General features: G+C 61.3%; 18 protein-coding genes. 4 read left to right on the forward strand and 14 right to left on the reverse strand.

Annotated elements, in window-relative coordinates; genetic code table 11:
• The 5 genes from V5N13_RS02345 to V5N13_RS02365 all read right to left on the reverse strand — a co-directional run bounded on the left by V5N13_RS02345 (window position 1) and on the right by V5N13_RS02365 (window position 3,987).
• Window positions 1-1,212: a ZIP family metal transporter gene (locus V5N13_RS02345; protein ID WP_332899229.1), complete on the reverse strand. Its 1,212-nt coding sequence runs from the start codon at window positions 1,210-1,212 to the stop codon at window positions 1-3.
• Window positions 1,213-2,472 (reverse strand): multicopper oxidase domain-containing protein, encoded by a 1,260-nt coding sequence (locus tag V5N13_RS02350; RefSeq protein WP_332899230.1) that lies wholly within the window; start codon window positions 2,470-2,472, stop codon window positions 1,213-1,215. It abuts the gene before it with no gap.
• Window positions 2,473-3,165: a metal-dependent transcriptional regulator gene (locus V5N13_RS02355; RefSeq protein WP_332899231.1), complete on the reverse strand. Its 693-nt coding sequence runs from the start codon at window positions 3,163-3,165 to the stop codon at window positions 2,473-2,475.
• A gap of 102 nt (window positions 3,166-3,267) precedes the next feature.
• Window positions 3,268-3,834 carry a peroxidase-related enzyme gene (locus tag V5N13_RS02360; RefSeq protein WP_336359465.1) on the reverse strand — a complete coding sequence of 189 codons (567 nt, stop codon included), beginning with the start codon at window positions 3,832-3,834 and terminating at the stop codon, window positions 3,268-3,270.
• Window positions 3,835-3,858: 24 nt separating this feature from the next.
• Window positions 3,859-3,987 carry a hypothetical protein gene (locus V5N13_RS02365; RefSeq protein WP_336359466.1) on the reverse strand — a complete coding sequence of 43 codons (129 nt, stop codon included), beginning with the start codon at window positions 3,985-3,987 and terminating at the stop codon, window positions 3,859-3,861.
• A 70-nt stretch (window positions 3,988-4,057) separates the two neighbouring features.
• Here V5N13_RS02365 and V5N13_RS02370 point away from each other — a divergent pair, with 70 nt between their 5' ends.
• Window positions 4,058-4,519, forward strand: a complete 462-nt coding sequence (locus tag V5N13_RS02370) for a metal-dependent hydrolase (protein WP_336359467.1) — start codon at window positions 4,058-4,060, stop codon at window positions 4,517-4,519.
• Window positions 4,520-4,561: 42 nt separating this feature from the next.
• Here V5N13_RS02370 and V5N13_RS02375 read toward each other — a convergent pair whose 3' ends face one another.
• Window positions 4,562-4,813 (reverse strand): MTH865 family protein, encoded by a 252-nt coding sequence (locus V5N13_RS02375; RefSeq protein ID WP_336359468.1) that lies wholly within the window; start codon window positions 4,811-4,813, stop codon window positions 4,562-4,564.
• A gap of 187 nt (window positions 4,814-5,000) precedes the next feature.
• Here V5N13_RS02375 and V5N13_RS02380 point away from each other — a divergent pair, with 187 nt between their 5' ends.
• Window positions 5,001-6,773, forward strand: a complete 1,773-nt coding sequence (locus V5N13_RS02380) for an acyl-CoA dehydrogenase family protein (protein ID WP_336359469.1) — start codon at window positions 5,001-5,003, stop codon at window positions 6,771-6,773.
• Here V5N13_RS02380 and V5N13_RS02385 read toward each other — a convergent pair whose 3' ends face one another.
• The 5 genes from V5N13_RS02385 to V5N13_RS02405 form a co-directional block, all read right to left on the reverse strand.
• On the reverse strand, window positions 6,774-7,973 hold the full coding sequence (locus V5N13_RS02385; RefSeq protein ID WP_336359470.1) for an MFS transporter: 1,200 nt from the start codon (window positions 7,971-7,973) through the stop codon (window positions 6,774-6,776). It abuts the gene before it with no gap.
• Between the two features lie 60 nt (window positions 7,974-8,033).
• Window positions 8,034-9,281, reverse strand: a complete 1,248-nt coding sequence (gene rbcL, locus V5N13_RS02390) for a type III ribulose-bisphosphate carboxylase (protein ID WP_336359471.1) — start codon at window positions 9,279-9,281, stop codon at window positions 8,034-8,036.
• Window positions 9,282-9,370: 89 nt separating this feature from the next.
• On the reverse strand, window positions 9,371-9,955 hold the full coding sequence (locus V5N13_RS02395) for a DJ-1/PfpI family protein (RefSeq protein ID WP_336359472.1): 585 nt from the start codon (window positions 9,953-9,955) through the stop codon (window positions 9,371-9,373).
• A gap of 68 nt (window positions 9,956-10,023) precedes the next feature.
• The gene (locus V5N13_RS02400; RefSeq protein ID WP_332899239.1) at window positions 10,024-10,803 is read right to left on the reverse strand and encodes an HAD-IIA family hydrolase; all 780 of its coding nucleotides are present in this window, start codon (window positions 10,801-10,803) and stop codon (window positions 10,024-10,026) included.
• 46 nt (window positions 10,804-10,849) lie between these two features.
• Window positions 10,850-11,263, reverse strand: a complete 414-nt coding sequence (locus V5N13_RS02405; RefSeq protein WP_336359473.1) for a hypothetical protein — start codon at window positions 11,261-11,263, stop codon at window positions 10,850-10,852.
• A gap of 107 nt (window positions 11,264-11,370) precedes the next feature.
• Between V5N13_RS02405 and V5N13_RS02410 the strand changes: the two genes are divergently transcribed.
• Complete coding sequence (locus V5N13_RS02410) at window positions 11,371-12,102, forward strand: class I SAM-dependent methyltransferase (protein ID WP_336359474.1); 732 nt, start codon at window positions 11,371-11,373, stop codon at window positions 12,100-12,102.
• Here V5N13_RS02410 and V5N13_RS02415 read toward each other — a convergent pair whose 3' ends face one another.
• Window positions 12,103-13,509, reverse strand: coding sequence for a hypothetical protein (locus V5N13_RS02415; RefSeq protein WP_336359475.1), 1,407 nt, complete (start codon window positions 13,507-13,509; stop codon window positions 12,103-12,105).
• Window positions 13,506-14,234, reverse strand: coding sequence for an ABC transporter ATP-binding protein (locus V5N13_RS02420; RefSeq protein ID WP_332899243.1), 729 nt, complete (start codon window positions 14,232-14,234; stop codon window positions 13,506-13,508). The genes V5N13_RS02415 and V5N13_RS02420 overlap by 4 nt, the downstream gene beginning before the upstream one ends.
• 174 nt (window positions 14,235-14,408) lie before the next feature.
• On the opposite strand from V5N13_RS02420, the gene V5N13_RS02425 reads away from it, so the two are divergent.
• Window positions 14,409-16,076, forward strand: coding sequence for a potassium channel family protein (locus V5N13_RS02425; RefSeq protein ID WP_336359476.1), 1,668 nt, complete (start codon window positions 14,409-14,411; stop codon window positions 16,074-16,076).
• Here V5N13_RS02425 and V5N13_RS02430 read toward each other — a convergent pair.
• Complete coding sequence (locus V5N13_RS02430; RefSeq protein WP_336359477.1) at window positions 16,073-16,642, reverse strand: DUF998 domain-containing protein; 570 nt, start codon at window positions 16,640-16,642, stop codon at window positions 16,073-16,075. The genes V5N13_RS02425 and V5N13_RS02430 overlap by 4 nt on opposite strands.
• Window positions 16,643-16,661: the final 19 nt, after the last annotated feature.

A 16,661-nucleotide genomic window follows, 5' to 3' on the forward strand; every position in this document is an offset into this window, starting at 1 on the left:
TTAGAGCACCACCAGCAAGTCAGTCGCATACATAACTACGAGTCCCGCGAGGAACCCGAGCAAGTTAAGCGAACTGCCTAGCTGGCCGTTGCGCGAAATGAGGCCGCCAATCTCCCAGACGACCTGCAGGATTGCGCCCACGCCTATGGCGAGGAACAGCGCCCCGAGCGTTGGCGAGAAGGCGAAACTGCCAATCCAACCGCCGAAGATGACGGGGATGCCAGCGAGTGCGCCCATCGCCATGAAGTGCCCGAGCGATGGCCGCGACCCGCGCGTCACGGGGGCGACGACTGCGGGGCCTTCGGTCACGTTGTGGAGCATGAAGCCAACCACGAGGAAAGCGCCGAGCGAGACCCGCCCGATTGCGAACGCGCTCCCGATTGCGAGGCCTTCTGCGAGGTTGTGCAGGCCAATGCCGAGCGCGACCATGTAGGCAATCCAGAGCCCAGACGGCGTGCCCGTGCCCGAGGACTTCCACTTCGTCACCGCTTGGACGATGAGGAGCGCGCCGAGGATGCCGAGGACGACGAGGAGTTGCCCCTCGAACGCCCCGGGAACCTGCTCTGCTATCTCGAATGCCTCGAAGCCCGCGTCGAACGCGAGGAAGACGAGAATCCCCACCGAGAAGGCGAGGATAGCGTGGAGCGCCCGGTCGCTCATCGACTGCATGAACGGGAACCAGAGCATGCCGAGTGCGACAGGGATGACCCCGACGAACAGGCCGATGATGGCGAGCGTCCAGAGGACGTCACCGCTCACGCCCGGACTCTGTTCGGGAGCGACGATGGTGTGGTGGATGGTCGTCCCGTCGTTCAAGACGAGCGCTGTTTCCAAGTCCCAACCGGGATTCCAGTGGTACGGTATCACCACTTGCGCAGATTCGCGTGCCCCGATAGTCCGCACTTCTTCGCCACCTTGCATCACCTGATGATTCCAGTAGGCGTCACCGACGAGCACCTGCGAGATGGTCACGTCCTCAGGACCGTTGTTCACCACGTGTAACACGATGGTGTCGTCGTTCGGAATCGTGTGATGGGTGACGGTTACGTCGGGAAGCGGCGCGCCGGAGCCTTGGAGGCCCGCGAACGGCGTCGCCACGAAGAAGCCCGCGATGACGAGTGCGAGCAGTGCAATCGGGAGGATTGCAGCTACCCAGCGTGGCAGGCCAAACGGCTTGTTGACGGTGTTGGTTCCACCGTCGCTTCTCGCCATTTAGACCACCTCGAAGAAGCTCATCCAACCAAGTTCAGCGAACTCAGACTGGTGGGCGTGGAACATGTACAAGCCGGGTTCGTGGTCCGAGTAGTCGATTTCCAGAATCCCGCGCTGTGCCTGACACTGCATCACCGTGTCCACCGTCTTCAGGGTGGGCGTGAGCATCGTCCCGTGGTCGTAGTAGTCGAAGAAGTTCGAGTGGGTGTGGAACGAGTTGATGGCGTCGAACTCGATGGCGTTTACGAGGTAGACGCGCTGGAGCTGTTGGCCATCGACCTGAATCGGGCGCTTCGTTTCGCCCGGCTCCCAGTTCCCCTTCCCGTCGGTATCGCCAACGCCGTAGGCGAACGCGCGGGTGTTCGCGGCGTACACCTCGTTGTCGCCGTCGAAGTTGGTGTCGAAGCCGTTCATGACCATCACCATCTCGTTTACGTCTTCGCCTTCATCGTACTCGTGATTCCGGCTTTCTGCTTTCGTGACGAGTTGGGAAACGAGGTCGTCGGTCATCGGCCCGTCGTAGTTGATGTAATCGCGTGGATTTTCCCGCACCCGTTCTGGGTCGGGGTCAACGATGATGACGCCGTAGAGGCCCCGGTGGATGTGCTCTTTGAGCGGCAGTGAGTGGCAGTGGTAAAACTGCACGCCACACGGCTGGGCTTTCCAGCGGTAGGTGTACGATTCGCCCGTGTCGAGGACACCCGGTCCGTTCGTGGGGATGCCGTCCATCGCCGGATTGATGTTCTTTACGTGTGGGTGGATGGTGTGGGCGTGGCGGCCAAGGTTCGTGAACTCAACTTCGATGATGTCGCCTTCCGTGACGCGAAGCGTCGGTCCCGGAACCTGTCCGTTGTAGGACCACGCGGAGAACGTGATACCGGGGGCGATTTCGATTTCGATGTCCACGGCGTTCAACTCGAAGCGACGAATCCGCTGGTCACCCTCCATGTAGACCTCTTGGGTGACGTTCTCCTGTCCATCGTAGCCTGTGTTGAACTGATAGAGGTATTCGTGGGGGTCAAACTGGTTGCCCGAATACTCGCCAACGGCGCCGAAATTCCCGTGGTGACTGTCGCCACCACCGTGGTCGCCGTCTGCTGACGCGCCACCGCTGAACCCGGCGATACCCGCCGCACCGGCGAGTCCGAGTCCGCCGAGAACCGTCCGTCTATCAATCGATTCACCCTTGAGCGCGCCAACGAGGCGTTCTTCTAACGTCTTCGTCATCGCACCCGCCGTCTTGTAGTCGTGGGATGGCATTCACGCCACCTCGGTTGCACTTTCTGACATTGAATCACGGTCACTGACGCGGATGACGTCCGCGATGCGCTCTGAGAGCGCGACTTCGTCGCCGTCGGGGAGGCGAACCGTCACCAGTCCGATTGGCGCGACTTCGACCACATCGACCGGCGTGCCGGGCAGAATCCCGGCGTCTGCGAGATATTCCAACTCGGCGGCGTTCCCGTCGCGCACTCGTTTGATGACGACGGAGTCACCAGCTTCCCGCTCCGACAGCGCGGTGCCCATGATGTCCTCGATTGGGTCGAGATTCGCGTTCGGAATGGGCGCACCGTGGGGGTCGACCGTCGGGTTGTCGAGCATCTCGGCAACCCGGCGCTCGAACTCCTCGCTGATGTGGTGTTCTAAGCGGTCGGCTTCGTTGTGGACTTCCGCCCAGTCGTAGCCGAGGTGTTCTGCAAGGTACGTTTCGAGCAGGCGGTGGTGGCGGAGCACTTCGAGGGCGACCGTCTCGCCTTCTGGGGTGAGGCGGACGCCTTTGTACTCCTCACGTTCGACGAGCTCGCGCGTCTCAAGCTTCTTTGCCATGCTCGTGACCGTGGGCGGTTTGACACCCAGAGCCTCTGCAATCGCGGAGGTTGAGATGGGGCCATCGGTCTCCCGCTGGAGACTGTAGATGACCTTTAGATAATCCTCCATTTTGGCGCTCAACATAGGTTGGTTTAGATGCGTCTAAACTAAATATGTGTCGGAGGTATATTGAGTTTAGTTCAGAATTTCAATGTAGAGAACAAGAGTGAAACTCGAAATCTGTGCCTACCGGCCCATCGTGTGGAACTCGTCGTTCGGGCGCATATCTGCGAAATGTGCCATCCGATTCGAGAGGTTGAAAAACGCCGTGACGCTCCCGATGTCCCAGATAGCCTTCTCAGAAAATCCGGCGTCGCGGAGTTTTTCGAAATCGGTTTCGTCGATTTCGGCCTGTCGCTCGGTGAGCTTCACCGCCACGTCGAGCATGGCCATATGCTTGTCCGAAATCTCTGCGTTGCGATAGTTCGAGGCGACTTGGTCTGCGAGGAGGGGTTGGTCGCTGAACAGCCGCAACAGAGCGCCGTGGGCGACGATGCAGTAGTAACAATCGTTCGCGCCGCTCGCGGCGACGATTATCATCTCAATCTCTTCGCGGGTGAGGTCGGTGTCAGAAACGAGCGCGTCGTAGTAGGCGAAAAACGCCCGGAAGTGCGATGGGCGGTAGGCGTAGGCCATGAACACGTTCGGCGTGAAACCGGCCTTCTCGGTCTCTTCTTCGATGCGCTCTCTGAGGTCTGCTGGCAAGTCATCGAGATCGGGCACCGGAAACCGCGTCATGGGTTCTTGTGGCATAAGTTACATGCCACTCGCCCGCGCTTAGCCCTTCCCCCGGACGCGGGTGAGCGCGAGCAGCGCGCCGTACACGAGCAGCCCACAGGCGAACAGCGCGGCGGCAATCGCAAAGGGACCAAACGTTGCGACAATCGTGTCGATGAGACCGGCCATGGGAGACCTAACGCCCGGAACGACAAAGCCAGTCCGGAAGTTTATCTGTGAGAACGCAAATACGCCGGGTATGTACGCGACTGGCCACTACGGCGCGGCACTCCTCGTCTACGCGCCCCTCGGCGTCGCGCTGGCGCTGAGTGGACAGTTTGAACTCGCCGTCTTCGGCGGGGCGGGGATGCTTGCCCTCGCCACACTCCCCGACATCGACATCAGAACACCACTCATCCCGCACCGCGGCCCGACCCACACCGTACTGTTCGCCCTGCTCGTCGGCGCGGGACTCGGCTGGGTGACCCTCCGGCTCACGAATCTCACGCTCGCCACCTTCGGGTTTCTCGTTGGCACCCTCTCTATCACCTCCCACCTGCTCGCAGACTGGATTACGCCAATGGGCATCAAACCGTTCTGGCCGCTCTCGCGGCGCAGCTACTCGCTGGGTCTGACGACGGCAAAAAATCCCGTGGCGAACTACCTGCTGTTCGGCCTCGGCGTGTTCGTCACGGTGGTCGCGCTGCTGGTCATTCTTTAAGAATTGGTGGACGGGTCACCGACTGAACGCGAGTCTGTCCGGTTAGATGTAGTCGTTCGCTTCGAGCTGTTCTAAGATGTCGTCGACGAAGGCTTCTGGGCTGTCGTACGGGAATTCTCCGCCGCTGATTTTCGTGTTGAGCTCCATCGCCGTCATGGAGAAGTCACCGGACTCGAACTTCGTCGCCGGGCCGTTCGGGAGTGCTGGAACGAGGTCCATTGGGCTGGAGATTGGGTAGTTTGCACCTTCGAAGGCGTCAATCATCTGCTGGCGAAGTTCTGCTTTGTCAGCCATAACAAGCTATCACTGGCCCTCCGCAATGAAAAAACATTCGAGAACACCAGTTTTACCCGTTGTTTGGAGTTGTTTTCGCCGTCGAATACACCCGACGACAGGCACTATTGTTTCAGTCATTGTATTGTTGAAACAACTCTCTGAACGGGCACAATGATTTTTGGTAACACATCGAGAAGCCTCACGCATGTCACAGGAACCCGTTGACTACTCCCAGTTCGAGGAAGGTCGCCACCTGAACTACTGGGAGGGAGACGAAACCGTCCAATTCGAGGCCCGACGAACGTATCCAGCCGACGAGTTTGCGTGGGCGGAATCGCGACTCAGCGAGTTTGGCCAGGTCGTCGGCCACACCATCGCGGACAACGCAGACCTCATTGACAAACACGGCCCGGAGCTTCGAACCTACTCGAAACACGGCGAGGTGGTAAACGAAGTCGACTATCACCCAAAGCAAGCAGAGAACGAACGCCTCGCCTACGAGGCGGGCATCGTCGCAGATTCCTTCGAGGCTCCCGAGGGTCGTACTTCTCCACTCTGTCTCACGCACAACCTGACGATGGACCTGCTTCTCTCGTATGCAGACCCCGGCTTCACCTGTCCGGTGGCGATGACCGCAGGCGTCGCGCTCGTGCTCCAGAAGTTCGGAGACGGCACGACCGAACAGTTCTACGAGGGACTCACGAGCAAGAACCACGACACTCTCCAGGAGGGGGCGATGTTCCTCACCGAAAAGCAGGGCGGGAGCGACGTAGGCGCGAACGAAACCATCGCCGAGAAGGCAGCAGACGGCACCTACCGGCTCACCGGCGAGAAATGGTTCTGCTCGAACATCGACGCGCAAGCCACGCTCGCGCTCGCCCGCAGGCCAGACGCGCCCGAAGGCACGAAAGGCCTCTCGCTGTTTCTCGTCCCTCATCGCCTCGACAACGGCGACCTGAATGCCGCCATCTACCGACGCCTGAAGGACAAACTCGGAACCACCAGCGTGCCCACGGGCGAAGTCGAGTTCCACGGCGCGACCGGCTACCTCGTCGGAAAACCCGAAAAGGGCTTCCGATACATGACTGAGATGCTCAATTTAGAACGCCTCTCGAACGCCTTCGCGTCGGTTGGCGTGATGGGGCGGTGTCTCCTCGAAAGCAAGATTCACGCCGCAAACCGCGAGGCGTTCGGAAACCCCATCGACGAGTACCCGCTCATGCGCCGCGACCTCGTGGACATGGCCGTCGAATACGAAGCTGCCGCCGCGTTTTCGTTCGAGGCCGCCCGCCAACTCGACATCCGAGAGCGAACCGACGGCGAGAACGCAGAAGCCGCGTTCAAAGCCATGCGCGTCCTCGTCCCGATTGCGAAGTATAAAACCGGGCGCATGGCTGTCGATACGGCCTCCTACGCCTGCGAGATACTCGGCGGCAATGGCTACGTCGAAGAGTTCGTCACCCCACGCCTGCTCCGGGACGCGCAAGTGCTCCCCATCTGGGAGGGCACCTCGAACATCCTCTCGCTCGACGTGCTTCGGGGCATGGCCCGCGAGCAGTCCCACGAGGGCGTGATTGCGCTCATAAATGGGTGGCTCGACAGCGTCGAACACACCCATCTCGAATCGCTCAAAGCCACCGTCGAGAGCGAGGTTGCGTCGCTGAATGCGGCGTTCGCCACTCTCGCTACCGAAGACGAGGAGTACGCCCAACTGCACGCGAAGAAATTCGCAGACTACATCTTCGACGTGGTGACCGCCGCGCTCCTGCTTGCGGAGGCGCAGTCACAACTCGACGCGGAAGACAATGCGCGAAAATCCCTCGTCGCCCAGCGCTTCATTGAAACCAGGTTCGACACCCGCGAGGCGCGCGGAATCACCTCGGGCAGTCGCTTTGCGGTCGAACAGTTCGATGCCATCGTCAGATACGCCACAGTCGAACCCGACACGCTCGTCGAGTCGACGCCCGCAGACGACTAATCACGTCGAAAGCGACGTACCGGCACCCAGAATTATCACGCCGCCGACGGTCAGCAAGATGAGTCCGGGAACGAACGAATCGGTCGCCGTTTCGAGCGAGCCAATCAGGAACGGGCCGAGGAAGCCACCGATTTCTCCAACCGTGAACACGAGGCCGACTGCCGTCCCCGTGAGTTCCGGGCCGACGCCATCTAACTCGACAGGAATTGAGCGCACGAGTGGCGAGAGCGCGCCAATACCGACACCGATGACGAGCGCGCCCGCAACCGCCGCCGTGCCACCGAGGCCGGGAACCCACATCCCGAGCGTGCCAACCGTCGTGACCGCCCCGATACCGAACACGATTGTTCGATTGGAAAGCCGCGAGACGAACAACGGGATGGCGAGCGCGCCGAGAATCTGTGCGCCGACCATCCCGCTCGTAATCGTCGCCGCGAGCGTGGGCGCAATGCCGCGATATTCGAGAATCGTCGCGAGCCAGCCCTGAATCCCGTGGAGGATGAACAGGTACATCGTCCCGATGACGATGACGCTCAGCATGCCCGGCGTGGTGAGTACCGCGCGAACGTTGGTGCGCGCAGAGTCGTGTTCGTCAGCAGGAGGTGCGTCGAGGTCAGCGCCGCTCGTCCCACGAGTGACGAGAAACCAACCGAGTGAAAAAAGGATGCAGGTGACGCCACCCCAGAAGAACACGGGTCGCCAGCCGCCGAGTGCCGGGCCGAGGACGCCGCGGCCGAGCGAGAACGCCGCCGCGACGCCGAGGTACGAGCCAATCATGTAGGCCGAGGACGCGACCCCGACGCGGTCTGCGGTGTAGAGTTTCGAGACGAGTTTCGGAAGGCCAAACGTGATGCCTGTCCCGCCGAGGCCGAGCAACAGCGTCGGGAGCAACAGCGTCCAGAAGTCAGTCGCGTAGCCCCGGAAAATCTGGGCGACGCCGAAAATCAGGAGCGCGAAACCGACGCTCCGGCGCGGGCCGATTCGGTCTACGATGACGCCGCTCATCACCGAGAGGGGAATGTAGGACAGCGGAATCGCACCCGCCAGAAAGCCGGCTTCGGCCGACGTGAGCGAGAGCTCGGTCGAAATCGGGACGAGGAATGCGGGTAGTGTAAACCAAACGAACATCAACGCGAGATACGCGAGACTCCCGAGCGCGAGGAGGACAGTAGCGCGCCGCGAAGCCAGTGACTGTGCCATCGATACCCACACGTCGGGGTCGTGCCTAATCAAACAGCGGGTGGCGGCAGGTCCGACGGCTTACCGGGGTGTTTGCGTGCCCCACTTGTCGAGGGCGACTTTCAGTTCGGGGTGGGTTTCTGCGTACTCAGCGAGCCGGATGCCCTCCATCGAGGCATCGACCGATTGTCGGAACGCCTTCGCGCCCGCGGCGGTGCCGTCGGGGTGTCCGTGGATACCTCCACCGGCCTGGATGATGAGGTTTGAGCCGAGATGGTTGATGAGTTCGTCTATGATACCGGGGTGCAACCCGCCGGAGGCGACCGGCAACACGTCTTTCATCCCGTAGAGGTCTGACTGAAGCCAGTCGTTGATGCCCGCCGTATCTTCGTTTTCGAGTTTTCCCAAATCCGCGGTTCCGGTGTGGATGTGGTCGACACCGACCAGCCGCGAAATTTGGGCGATGACGCGCATCGAGACGCCTTGGTCTGGGTGGCGGTCGAACGCGGCGTGCATCGCGCGGTGGGCGTGGATGGCGAGGCCCAAGTCCTCACAGCGACGGCGCACGGTCTGGACGCTCGCCCAACCCGCGGTCACGACATCGACCATGACGAACTTGCCGCCGTGGTCCGCGACGAACTCGGCGCGCCGGAGCATCTCGTCGGTCTCCGCGGTGATGTTCACGAGGTAGTCTTTGCGCTCGCCGGTCTCCTCTTGGGCTTTGTCGCGGAGTTCGAGCGACCGGGCAACGCGTTCTTCGAACGGGTTGAACGCTTGGTCGGTGAGGTTCTCGTCGTCTTTCAGCAAATCGACGCCGCCTAGCCACGCGTCGTAGCCGATTTGGGCGTGCGACTCGGTGTGCAGACCGACTTTCGGCTTCGGGACGGTCGCCGTCACGGGACGGCCGTGAGCCGACAGGAGTTCCGTGGCGACCGACGAGCCGAACTGCGGGCCGGGGAAGCCTTCGACGAGGGCTTCCGGCCACTCACAGTCTTCGAGGCGGATGGAATCGACTGCCTTCATCCCCATGATGTTCCCCGCGATACATGAGAGAATCTGGGGCATGTTCCCCGGTTCGAACAGCGCTTCGGGGTAGGCGACGCGAACGGTGTTTCCTGAGAGGTCAAAGGCGGTGGCACTTAGTTCGGTCACACCGGCTTCGACCTGCAACTCGGCCCACGTCCCGTTCGAACTCTCGGAGGCGACCCGCGCGGCGGCGTCCTCCATGCTCATCCCTTCGCCGGGGTGGAGCCGGAACGTGCAGACAAGGTCTGTCTCTACGGGTTCGTAGTCGAGGTCGAGGAAATCTGAATACTCAATCCCTGTCATACCGATTACATTCGACGGCCGAGTGTATAGCGTTTGTTGCGACTCAGTCGCGTTATTTTGACGCCCTACAATGCGAAAAATTGAGTGGGTTAGTCGTCTGCGGCCGCCGGCTCTTTGTGCTCGATGGTCGTTCCGAGCACGTCTAAGAACTGCGCGAGCCACTCTTGGTGGTCTGGCCACGCCTGGCCCGTGACGAGGTTTCCGTCGGTCGTCACGCGGTCTTCCCACTGCCCGCCCGCGGCGAGTACGTCGGGTTTCACCGCTGGGTACGACGTGCAGTGTTTCCCCGAAAGCACGTCCGCGGCGGCGAGAATCTGCGGGCCGTGACAGAGCGCGGCGATTGGTTTGTTCGCCGTGGCGAAGTGCCGGACGATGTCGAGCACTTCCTCGTTCAGCCGCAGATACTCAGGCGCTCGCCCGCCGGGAATGACGAGCGCGTCGTAGTTTGCCGGGTCAATGTCCGCAAACGTCGCGTTCAACGTGAAGTTGTGACCGGGCTTTTCGGTGTAGGTCTGGTCGCCTTCGAAGTCGTGGATGGCCGTCTTCACGGTGTCACCGTCTGCCTTCTCCGGGCAGACCGCGTGCACCTCATGGCCCACCATCTGGAGGGCTTGGAACGGAACCATCACTTCGTAGTCTTCGACAAAATCTCCTGTGAATTCGAGGATTTTCATGTGTTCCACCGTGCACCCCTCTGTGCACACCTACTCCATGTGCATTGTTCCCAATAAACGTGACCGACTCAGAACACTTCGTCGATGTCCGCGAGTGAGTCGATGACGTAATCGGGTTCGACCGCCACCGCATCGCGGTTTTCGGCGGTCGTCACGCCCGAGCGCACGAGCACCGTCGTCATCCCCACGCGAGCGCCCATGGTGATGTCCGTGTGGAGGCTGTCGCCGATGACGAGACACTCGTCGGGTTCGACGCCAAGCCGCGAGAGCGCCAATTCTGCCGCCTCTTCTGAGGGTTTGCCGAGGACGTGATCAACCGAGCGCTCTGCGACGCCTTCGATGGCGTGAATGATGGCCCCAGAGCCGGGAATCAGCCGTCCGTCACCGATGGGAACCCGGCGGTCTGGGTCGGTGCCGATGAACGCCGCGCCGTCCTGAATCGCCCAGAGTGCCTTGGTGAGCTTTCGGTAGTCAAACTCCTTGTCCCACGACCCGACCAGTACGTCGGCTGCGTGCGGGTCGTCGGTGAGCGTCAATCCGGCGGCTTCAAGTTGCGAGATGAGTCCTGCGTCACCGATGACGAACACCTCGCCGTCTGCGTAGTTCGAGACGAGGTACGACGCGGTGACCGTCGCAGAGGAGGCGATTTCGGCTTCGGAAACCGAGAGCCCGTGGCCAGCCAGTCGGGCTTCGTACTCCGCGGGCGATTTGGTCGGGTTGTTCGAGAAAAAGAGGAGGTTCAGGTCGGCGTGCCGGAGGCGGTCGATACCGCGGTCTGCGCCGGGAATCAGCTGTTTGCCTCGGTACACCGTGCCGTCCAAATCTACGACGGCTCCGCGATAGGTCATTACCCGTCGTAGGCACGCCGAGTGATTAACTCCAAGGGTCGCACCATCAGTCGAACCAACAGCGTGCGTGCAGGTCTTTTTCCAGCATAAACGAATCCGCCCGGTAGAACAGCGTAGCGTACTCTTTTACGAACGCATCCGAAGTCGGCCCGGAGTAGATGACGCCTTCGAGGACGACCTCTGAATCGGGTTCTGTGGGAGCGATGACGCGGCCGTGGGCGGACAGCATGCCTTCGCGTTCGGGAACCGCCTCGGCGTAGCGTTCCATGAATTCGACCATTTCCGCCATCGTTGGCGACCGTCCGCTTCGTGTGTCAGGATGCATGTATCCACCGGCAAGCAGCGCGCGTGCGTCTGCGGGCGAAAGCCCCTCGAATTTCACCACGGAGCCAGTCACACTCCAGTCGATTTCGTGGCCGAACACGATGTGTTCGCGGCCAGCGTCAGTCGCGAGGTTCACACCGCTGGTTGGGCGCGGGGGCAAATGGCGGTTTCGCGGGTGCCCAAATCTAAATAATCTCTCCATGCCAACACAGGCCCATGCGAGGGGCAGACTCAAAGCAGGATGTGGCAACAGCATTTGGTCGAGCCAGCACGGGGTATCGCGACAGTCCGGTCCATCGCGGCGGCCGTGACCTCAGCTTGCTGAGCGAGTGGGCGAGCGAGGCAACCCTCGCGCTCGACATCGCAACCGGTGCGGGCCACACCGCAAACGCGCTCATGCGCACCGGCGTCGAAGAGGTGCTCGTGCTTGACCTCACCCGCGAGATGGTGGAGATGGCCCAATCGTCGTTTCCGCTGCTCCGCGGTGTCGTGGGCGACGCAGAGGCGCTGCCGTTTGCCGACAACACGTTCGACGCTGTTTCCTGTCGTATCGCTGCCCATCACTTCCCCGACCCCGCGACGTTCGTTTCAGAGGTCGCCCGCATCCTCGCCCCGGGCGGCGTGTTCGTCCTCGAAGACAACGTCGCCCCCGAAGACGAAGCTCTCGCAGAATTCTTGAACACCGTCGAAGCCATCCGCGACCCGACGCACGTCGAAAGCTACCCAGAACAGACGTGGCGCGACTGGCTCTCCGCTGCTGGGTTCGTCGTTGAGGAAACCGCATGGGTGCGTCGTACCATCGAATTCGATAGCTGGGTTGACCGGATGAACGTCCCAGAAGACCGCTTCTCAGAGCTCCAAGAACTCTTTGACAAAGCCCCGAACGCCGCGCGGCGCTACTTCGACATCTGGTATGCAGAAAATGGCGTGGCGTCGTTCACGACGCCAAAGCTGCTCGTCCGCGCTCGTATCTAACTAATTTTCTTGGCGCAGGCGGCGCTCCCAGCGTGGCCCGGCACGATTGAGAAGCACCCAGCCGCCGCCAGCCGCGAGTATGGCGAGTCCCACCGAGCCACCGGTCGTGACAAGCGGCGAGACGCTGTGAGCGAGCGAGGCGACGAGCAACGGGACGGCGACGAGCGCGATGGCGACGCCGAACAGCACGAATCGCGGCGTATCGAACAAGAGGTCGTTCGGGGCGAGGCCGGTGAGCCACGCCGACACGCCGAAGACGTAGACCGAAACGAGCGGGAAGATGACGAAGCCAGAGGCGACGCTCGTCACGTTGAACGCGAGCTCCGCGCCAACGAGGAACGCGAGCGAGACGGGAATCGTGAGGATGAGGAAGGCGTAGAACTTCGCTCGAAACACCCGCGAAAACGTAATCGGATAGTGGAGATACTCGCTCGCGTCGTCGAATTGTGTCACCCACGCGTAGGTGGTGAACGACCCAAGCCCGAGGAGCGTCCCGAGGGCGATGCCCGCCCCCGGACGGATAGCGGTAGCCTCTGCGACTTTGTCGAGCAAGAAGGCGGTCGTCCCGAAGATGATGGCCGCGGAGATGACCACTTTCCAGAACGACCCACTGGAGCGTCCCACGTCGGTAATCGCCCGTGAGACGAGGTGCGGGTCGCGTCCCGGCAACCGGGTTTTCAACCCGGCGAGCCGAGAGGAGGGTGTTCGGTGGGCGCGTTCGGCGCGCGGTTTGAACAGCGCGAGGCCGATAGCACCAAGCGCGAGTAAGATGAGACAGCCGAGTCCGGCGCTCGCAAGCGTCGCCTGCTCTGGAAGGCCGAGCGTGAAGAGCGCGTAAATCGGGTTCCGAGCCAGTACGATGAGCGCGCCCGCGCCGACGAGGAATGCGAGGAGAACGGGTTTCCCGCGCGTCGAAACTGCCGCGGCGGCAAACGAGAGCGCGACGCCGACGCCAAACGCTTCTGCGACGGTCACCCACAGCAGAAGGATGCGCAGGGGTGACTGGCCCGCCTGTAGCGCGAACGGCGCGTACGCGAGCACGACCGGCGTGATGTACAAGAACACGTAGTACACGAGGTCTTTTGCGAGAAACGTGGCGAGCAAGCGGCGTTGTGAGAGCGGGAGGGTGCGTGCAGAAAAGACGAGTAAGGTGATGTCACCAAGCAAATTTTCGAGCGCATCGCGGCCAACGAAGCCAATCGTGCCGACCTGTAGTCCAAGGAAGAACACGATGACGTGGAGGCCAAGCGCGAGGCTCTCGACGCTGGTGCCCGTGAGCGTCAAAAACCAGTAGCTCACCCCGCAGATGAGTCCGATGAACAGCGGAAACAGGGCGAATCGCCCGGAGCCGAACAACCGGCTATGGAGCCGCCACTCCTCTCTCAGCATTCGGTAGAACAGGCTCATTGCAGCGCCTCTGCCTTTGCTGCGTCCACCTCAGAGAGAAAGTAGTCGAGCAGCCCCGTGCCGCTTTTGAGCGTTCGTGGGTCACACTCTGCGGCGAGTTCCCCCTCCGTGAGGATGCCCACGTCCGTACAGATTTCCTCTGCCACGCTGATGAAATGCGTCGAGAGAAACAGCGTGTTTCCCACGTCGCAGTAATCGACGAACAGCCGTTTGACGCGCTCTTGCATGATTGGGTCTAAGTTCACGAGCGGTTCGTCGATGAACACGACCTGCGGGTCGTGGACGAACGCTTGGGCGAGCATGACGCGCTGGCGTTCGCCCTCAGAGAGGTCTGTCGAAAGCGTATCGAGGCGGTCTTCGAAGCCGAGGCGGTCGGCCCAGCGCGCGATTTGGTACTCCGGGTCGTCTAAGTTGCGCACCTCCGAGACGAAGGTCAGGTATTCTCGTGGCGTCATGAAACTCGGCGGGTCTTCGCGTTCGGGGAGAATACCGACGTTCTCGCGTACCGCTACGGGGTCTGCGACGGGGTCGATGTCGAGAACGCGCGCACTCCCGGATGTGGGGACGAGCTGGCCGGTGAGAATAGAGAGCGTCGTGGTCTTCCCGGAGCCGTTTGGGCCGAGCAGGCCGTAGAGCGAGCCGTGTTCGACGGAGAGTGAGAGGTCTCTGAGTGCCGCAAAGCCGTCGTACTCCTTCGTAAGCGAGGTGGTTTCGATGGCGGGCATTACTGGCGACATGAACGCCGCTGAACATAACTATACTGTCGGGCCCGAATCATGTATTTCGGTTGGGGAGGGGCGGTCGTGGTTTGGCTGTCGTGCACACCGAACACAGACAGTATCAAAACGCCATCTGTGACCCGAATTGTTTTACGCCACTCCGCGCGAAACAAGAGACAGATGGTATTTCGGCGCGTCGTCAGTTCGAACCTGTTCAGCAGAGAGAGCGGCCGCCGTAGACTCTTCTTCGTCTATCTCCTCACCTTTCTCGGCGTTCTCATCGCGTTCACAGTGACCTACAACACGGGAATGCGCGTCCTCGAAAACGACCCGCAACCCATTTCGGATTCGCTCGTCGTGGTCGTAGAGACGTTCACGACGACCGGCTACGGCGAAGACGCGCCGTGGCAGACGCTTCCGATGAAGGCACTCGTCGTGTTCATGCAGTTTACGGGCATCTTCTTCGTGTTTCTCGCCTTGCCCCTGTTCGTCGTACCGTGGATCGAAACCCGCCTTTCGATGCGCGCGCCGAATTCGGTCGAAGAACTGGCAGATCACGTCATTATCTGTGGTTACACGCCACGCGGCGAGACGTTGATTGCCGAACTCAAACACCGCGACATTCCGTCAGTGGTCATCGCGGCAAACCGCGAGGAGGCAAACGTGCTCTACGAAAACGGCGTCCCGGTCATCTACGGCGACCCCGAGACGAACGAAACGCTCAAAGCCGCGAACATCGCCAAAGCGCGCGCCGTCGTCGCAGACGAAGACGACGAGACGAACGCGAGCATCGCGCTCACGGCGAAAGACGTCTGTGACACGCGCGTTATCACGTTCGTCGAAACCCACGATGCCGCCCGCTACCACCGCTATGCCGGTGCCGACTTCGTCTTCTCACCGCGCCGACTCGTCGGTGAAAGCCTGGCGAACAAGGTGACGACGACGCTCAGCACAGAACTCAGGGACACGGTCGAAATCGCAGATGATTTCGAGATTGTCGAATTCTCGGTGCAAGAAGACAGTCCGCTCGACGGCGTCTCCATCAGACAGAGTCAGATTGCAGAGAAAACCGGTGCGAACATCATCGGCGCGTGGCTCTCCGGTGAGTTCGTCAGTCCGCCGCCGCCAGAGACGGTCATCGACGAACACACCATGTTGCTCGTCGCCGGTCACCAAGATCAACTCGAACAGGTCAAAGGCCTCACGCTCTCTGAAACCCGTCAACACCGCCGCGGGGCGGTCGTTATCATCGGCTACGGCGAAGTCGGGACGGAAGTCGCCCGCGCGCTCGATGCGGCGGGCCACCCGCACACGGTGGTCGATATCGTCGAGAAAGACGGCGTCGATATCGTCGGTGACGCCACGGACGAAGAGACGCTGCAACGGGCGAACATTGGAGAAGCAAGCGCGGTGATTCTGGCCCTTCCAGACGACACCGTCTCCGTGTTCTGTCTGCTCATCTTGCGCGAACACTTCCCCGACATCGAAATCTTAGCCCGCGCAGAGGAGACCGACAGCGTGCGGAAGATGTACCGTGCTGGTGCAGATTACGTCCTCGGGCTTGCCACCGTGAGCGGACGGATGCTCGCATCGACCATCTTAGAAGAGGAGGTGATGACGTTCGACAAACAAATCGAAATCGTTCGCATGAGCGCGCAGAATCTCGCAGGCCAGACGATAGCAGAGGCCGACATCCGCCAGCGCACGGGGTGTACCATCATCGCCGTCGAGCGAAACGGCAGCGTGCTCACCGAGATTGGGCCATCGTTCGTCATCCAGCGAGACGACGAACTCATCGTGACCGGGCTTGACGAAGACATCAACCAGTTCTCTGCGCTCGCCGGTTAGCGCAGGCGACGGGCTGTAAACACCAGCCAGAGGGCGAACACGCACGCGCCGATGAACTCGGGGACCGCAAGCCCGCCGCGCGTCAGCGGGCCTTGGGCGACCCAGACCAGCCACGTCATGATGTTTGCGATGCCGAGCCAGATGCTCACCAATCCGCGTCGCGGCGTGCCTGCGAGCACCGACCCGGAGCCGTGAATCCAGAGGGCGAGCGTCGTGAACAGATAAAACGAGAGCGCGGCGGGGAAGTGGTAGGTCGTTCCCATCGGAAACACGCCGACGAGAAACAGGCCAGCCAGCGCGAGTGAGAGAAGGAGGACGCCGACGTGCTGGAGGCGGTGTACACTCCTGCGAAAGGCCACGACGAGAAATGGGATGGCAAGGAGACTCCCGAGCATCAAGCCGCCGTTGAACAGCCACGCGGTTTCTGCGCCCATCGCACCGAGATTAGAGAGCGCGCTGCCCGACCACGTAAACGTCGGAGAGATGACCGTGCCGAGTAGAATGGCTCCGAGGGTAACCGTGGGAGCGAGAACTCCTGCTAAGCCGCCGACTCGCTCTGTTTGCATACGTATTCGAGATGATGAT

The organism is Haladaptatus sp. ZSTT2 (genome assembly GCF_037081775.1).
In the GTDB taxonomy this organism is placed as follows: domain Archaea; phylum Halobacteriota; class Halobacteria; order Halobacteriales; family Halococcaceae; genus QDMS2.

What these genes read in the sequence shown, in the direction of transcription:
- V5N13_RS02425 (WP_336359476.1), top strand. Translation starts at nt 14,409, where the DNA reads ATGGTATTTCGGCGCGTCGTCAGTTCGAACCTGTTCAGCAGAGAGAGC.
- V5N13_RS02385 (WP_336359470.1), bottom strand. Translation starts at nt 7,973, where the DNA reads ATGGCACAGTCACTGGCTTCGCGGCGCGCTACTGTCCTCCTCGCGCTC.
- V5N13_RS02395 (WP_336359472.1), bottom strand. Translation starts at nt 9,955, where the DNA reads ATGAAAATCCTCGAATTCACAGGAGATTTTGTCGAAGACTACGAAGTG.
- V5N13_RS02360 (WP_336359465.1), bottom strand. Translation starts at nt 3,834, where the DNA reads ATGCCACAAGAACCCATGACGCGGTTTCCGGTGCCCGATCTCGATGAC.
- V5N13_RS02365 (WP_336359466.1), bottom strand. Translation starts at nt 3,987, where the DNA reads ATGGCCGGTCTCATCGACACGATTGTCGCAACGTTTGGTCCCTTTGCG.
- V5N13_RS02375 (WP_336359468.1), bottom strand. Translation starts at nt 4,813, where the DNA reads ATGGCTGACAAAGCAGAACTTCGCCAGCAGATGATTGACGCCTTCGAA.
- V5N13_RS02350 (WP_332899230.1), bottom strand. Translation starts at nt 2,472, where the DNA reads ATGCCATCCCACGACTACAAGACGGCGGGTGCGATGACGAAGACGTTA.
- V5N13_RS02345 (WP_332899229.1), bottom strand. Translation starts at nt 1,212, where the DNA reads ATGGCGAGAAGCGACGGTGGAACCAACACCGTCAACAAGCCGTTTGGC.
- rbcL (WP_336359471.1), bottom strand. Translation starts at nt 9,281, where the DNA reads ATGACAGGGATTGAGTATTCAGATTTCCTCGACCTCGACTACGAACCC.
- V5N13_RS02430 (WP_336359477.1), bottom strand. Translation starts at nt 16,642, where the DNA reads ATGCAAACAGAGCGAGTCGGCGGCTTAGCAGGAGTTCTCGCTCCCACG.
- V5N13_RS02370 (WP_336359467.1), top strand. Translation starts at nt 4,058, where the DNA reads ATGTACGCGACTGGCCACTACGGCGCGGCACTCCTCGTCTACGCGCCC.
- V5N13_RS02420 (WP_332899243.1), bottom strand. Translation starts at nt 14,234, where the DNA reads ATGCCCGCCATCGAAACCACCTCGCTTACGAAGGAGTACGACGGCTTT.
- V5N13_RS02415 (WP_336359475.1), bottom strand. Translation starts at nt 13,509, where the DNA reads ATGAGCCTGTTCTACCGAATGCTGAGAGAGGAGTGGCGGCTCCATAGC.
- V5N13_RS02400 (WP_332899239.1), bottom strand. Translation starts at nt 10,803, where the DNA reads ATGACCTATCGCGGAGCCGTCGTAGATTTGGACGGCACGGTGTACCGA.
- V5N13_RS02380 (WP_336359469.1), top strand. Translation starts at nt 5,001, where the DNA reads ATGTCACAGGAACCCGTTGACTACTCCCAGTTCGAGGAAGGTCGCCAC.
- V5N13_RS02355 (WP_332899231.1), bottom strand. Translation starts at nt 3,165, where the DNA reads ATGTTGAGCGCCAAAATGGAGGATTATCTAAAGGTCATCTACAGTCTC.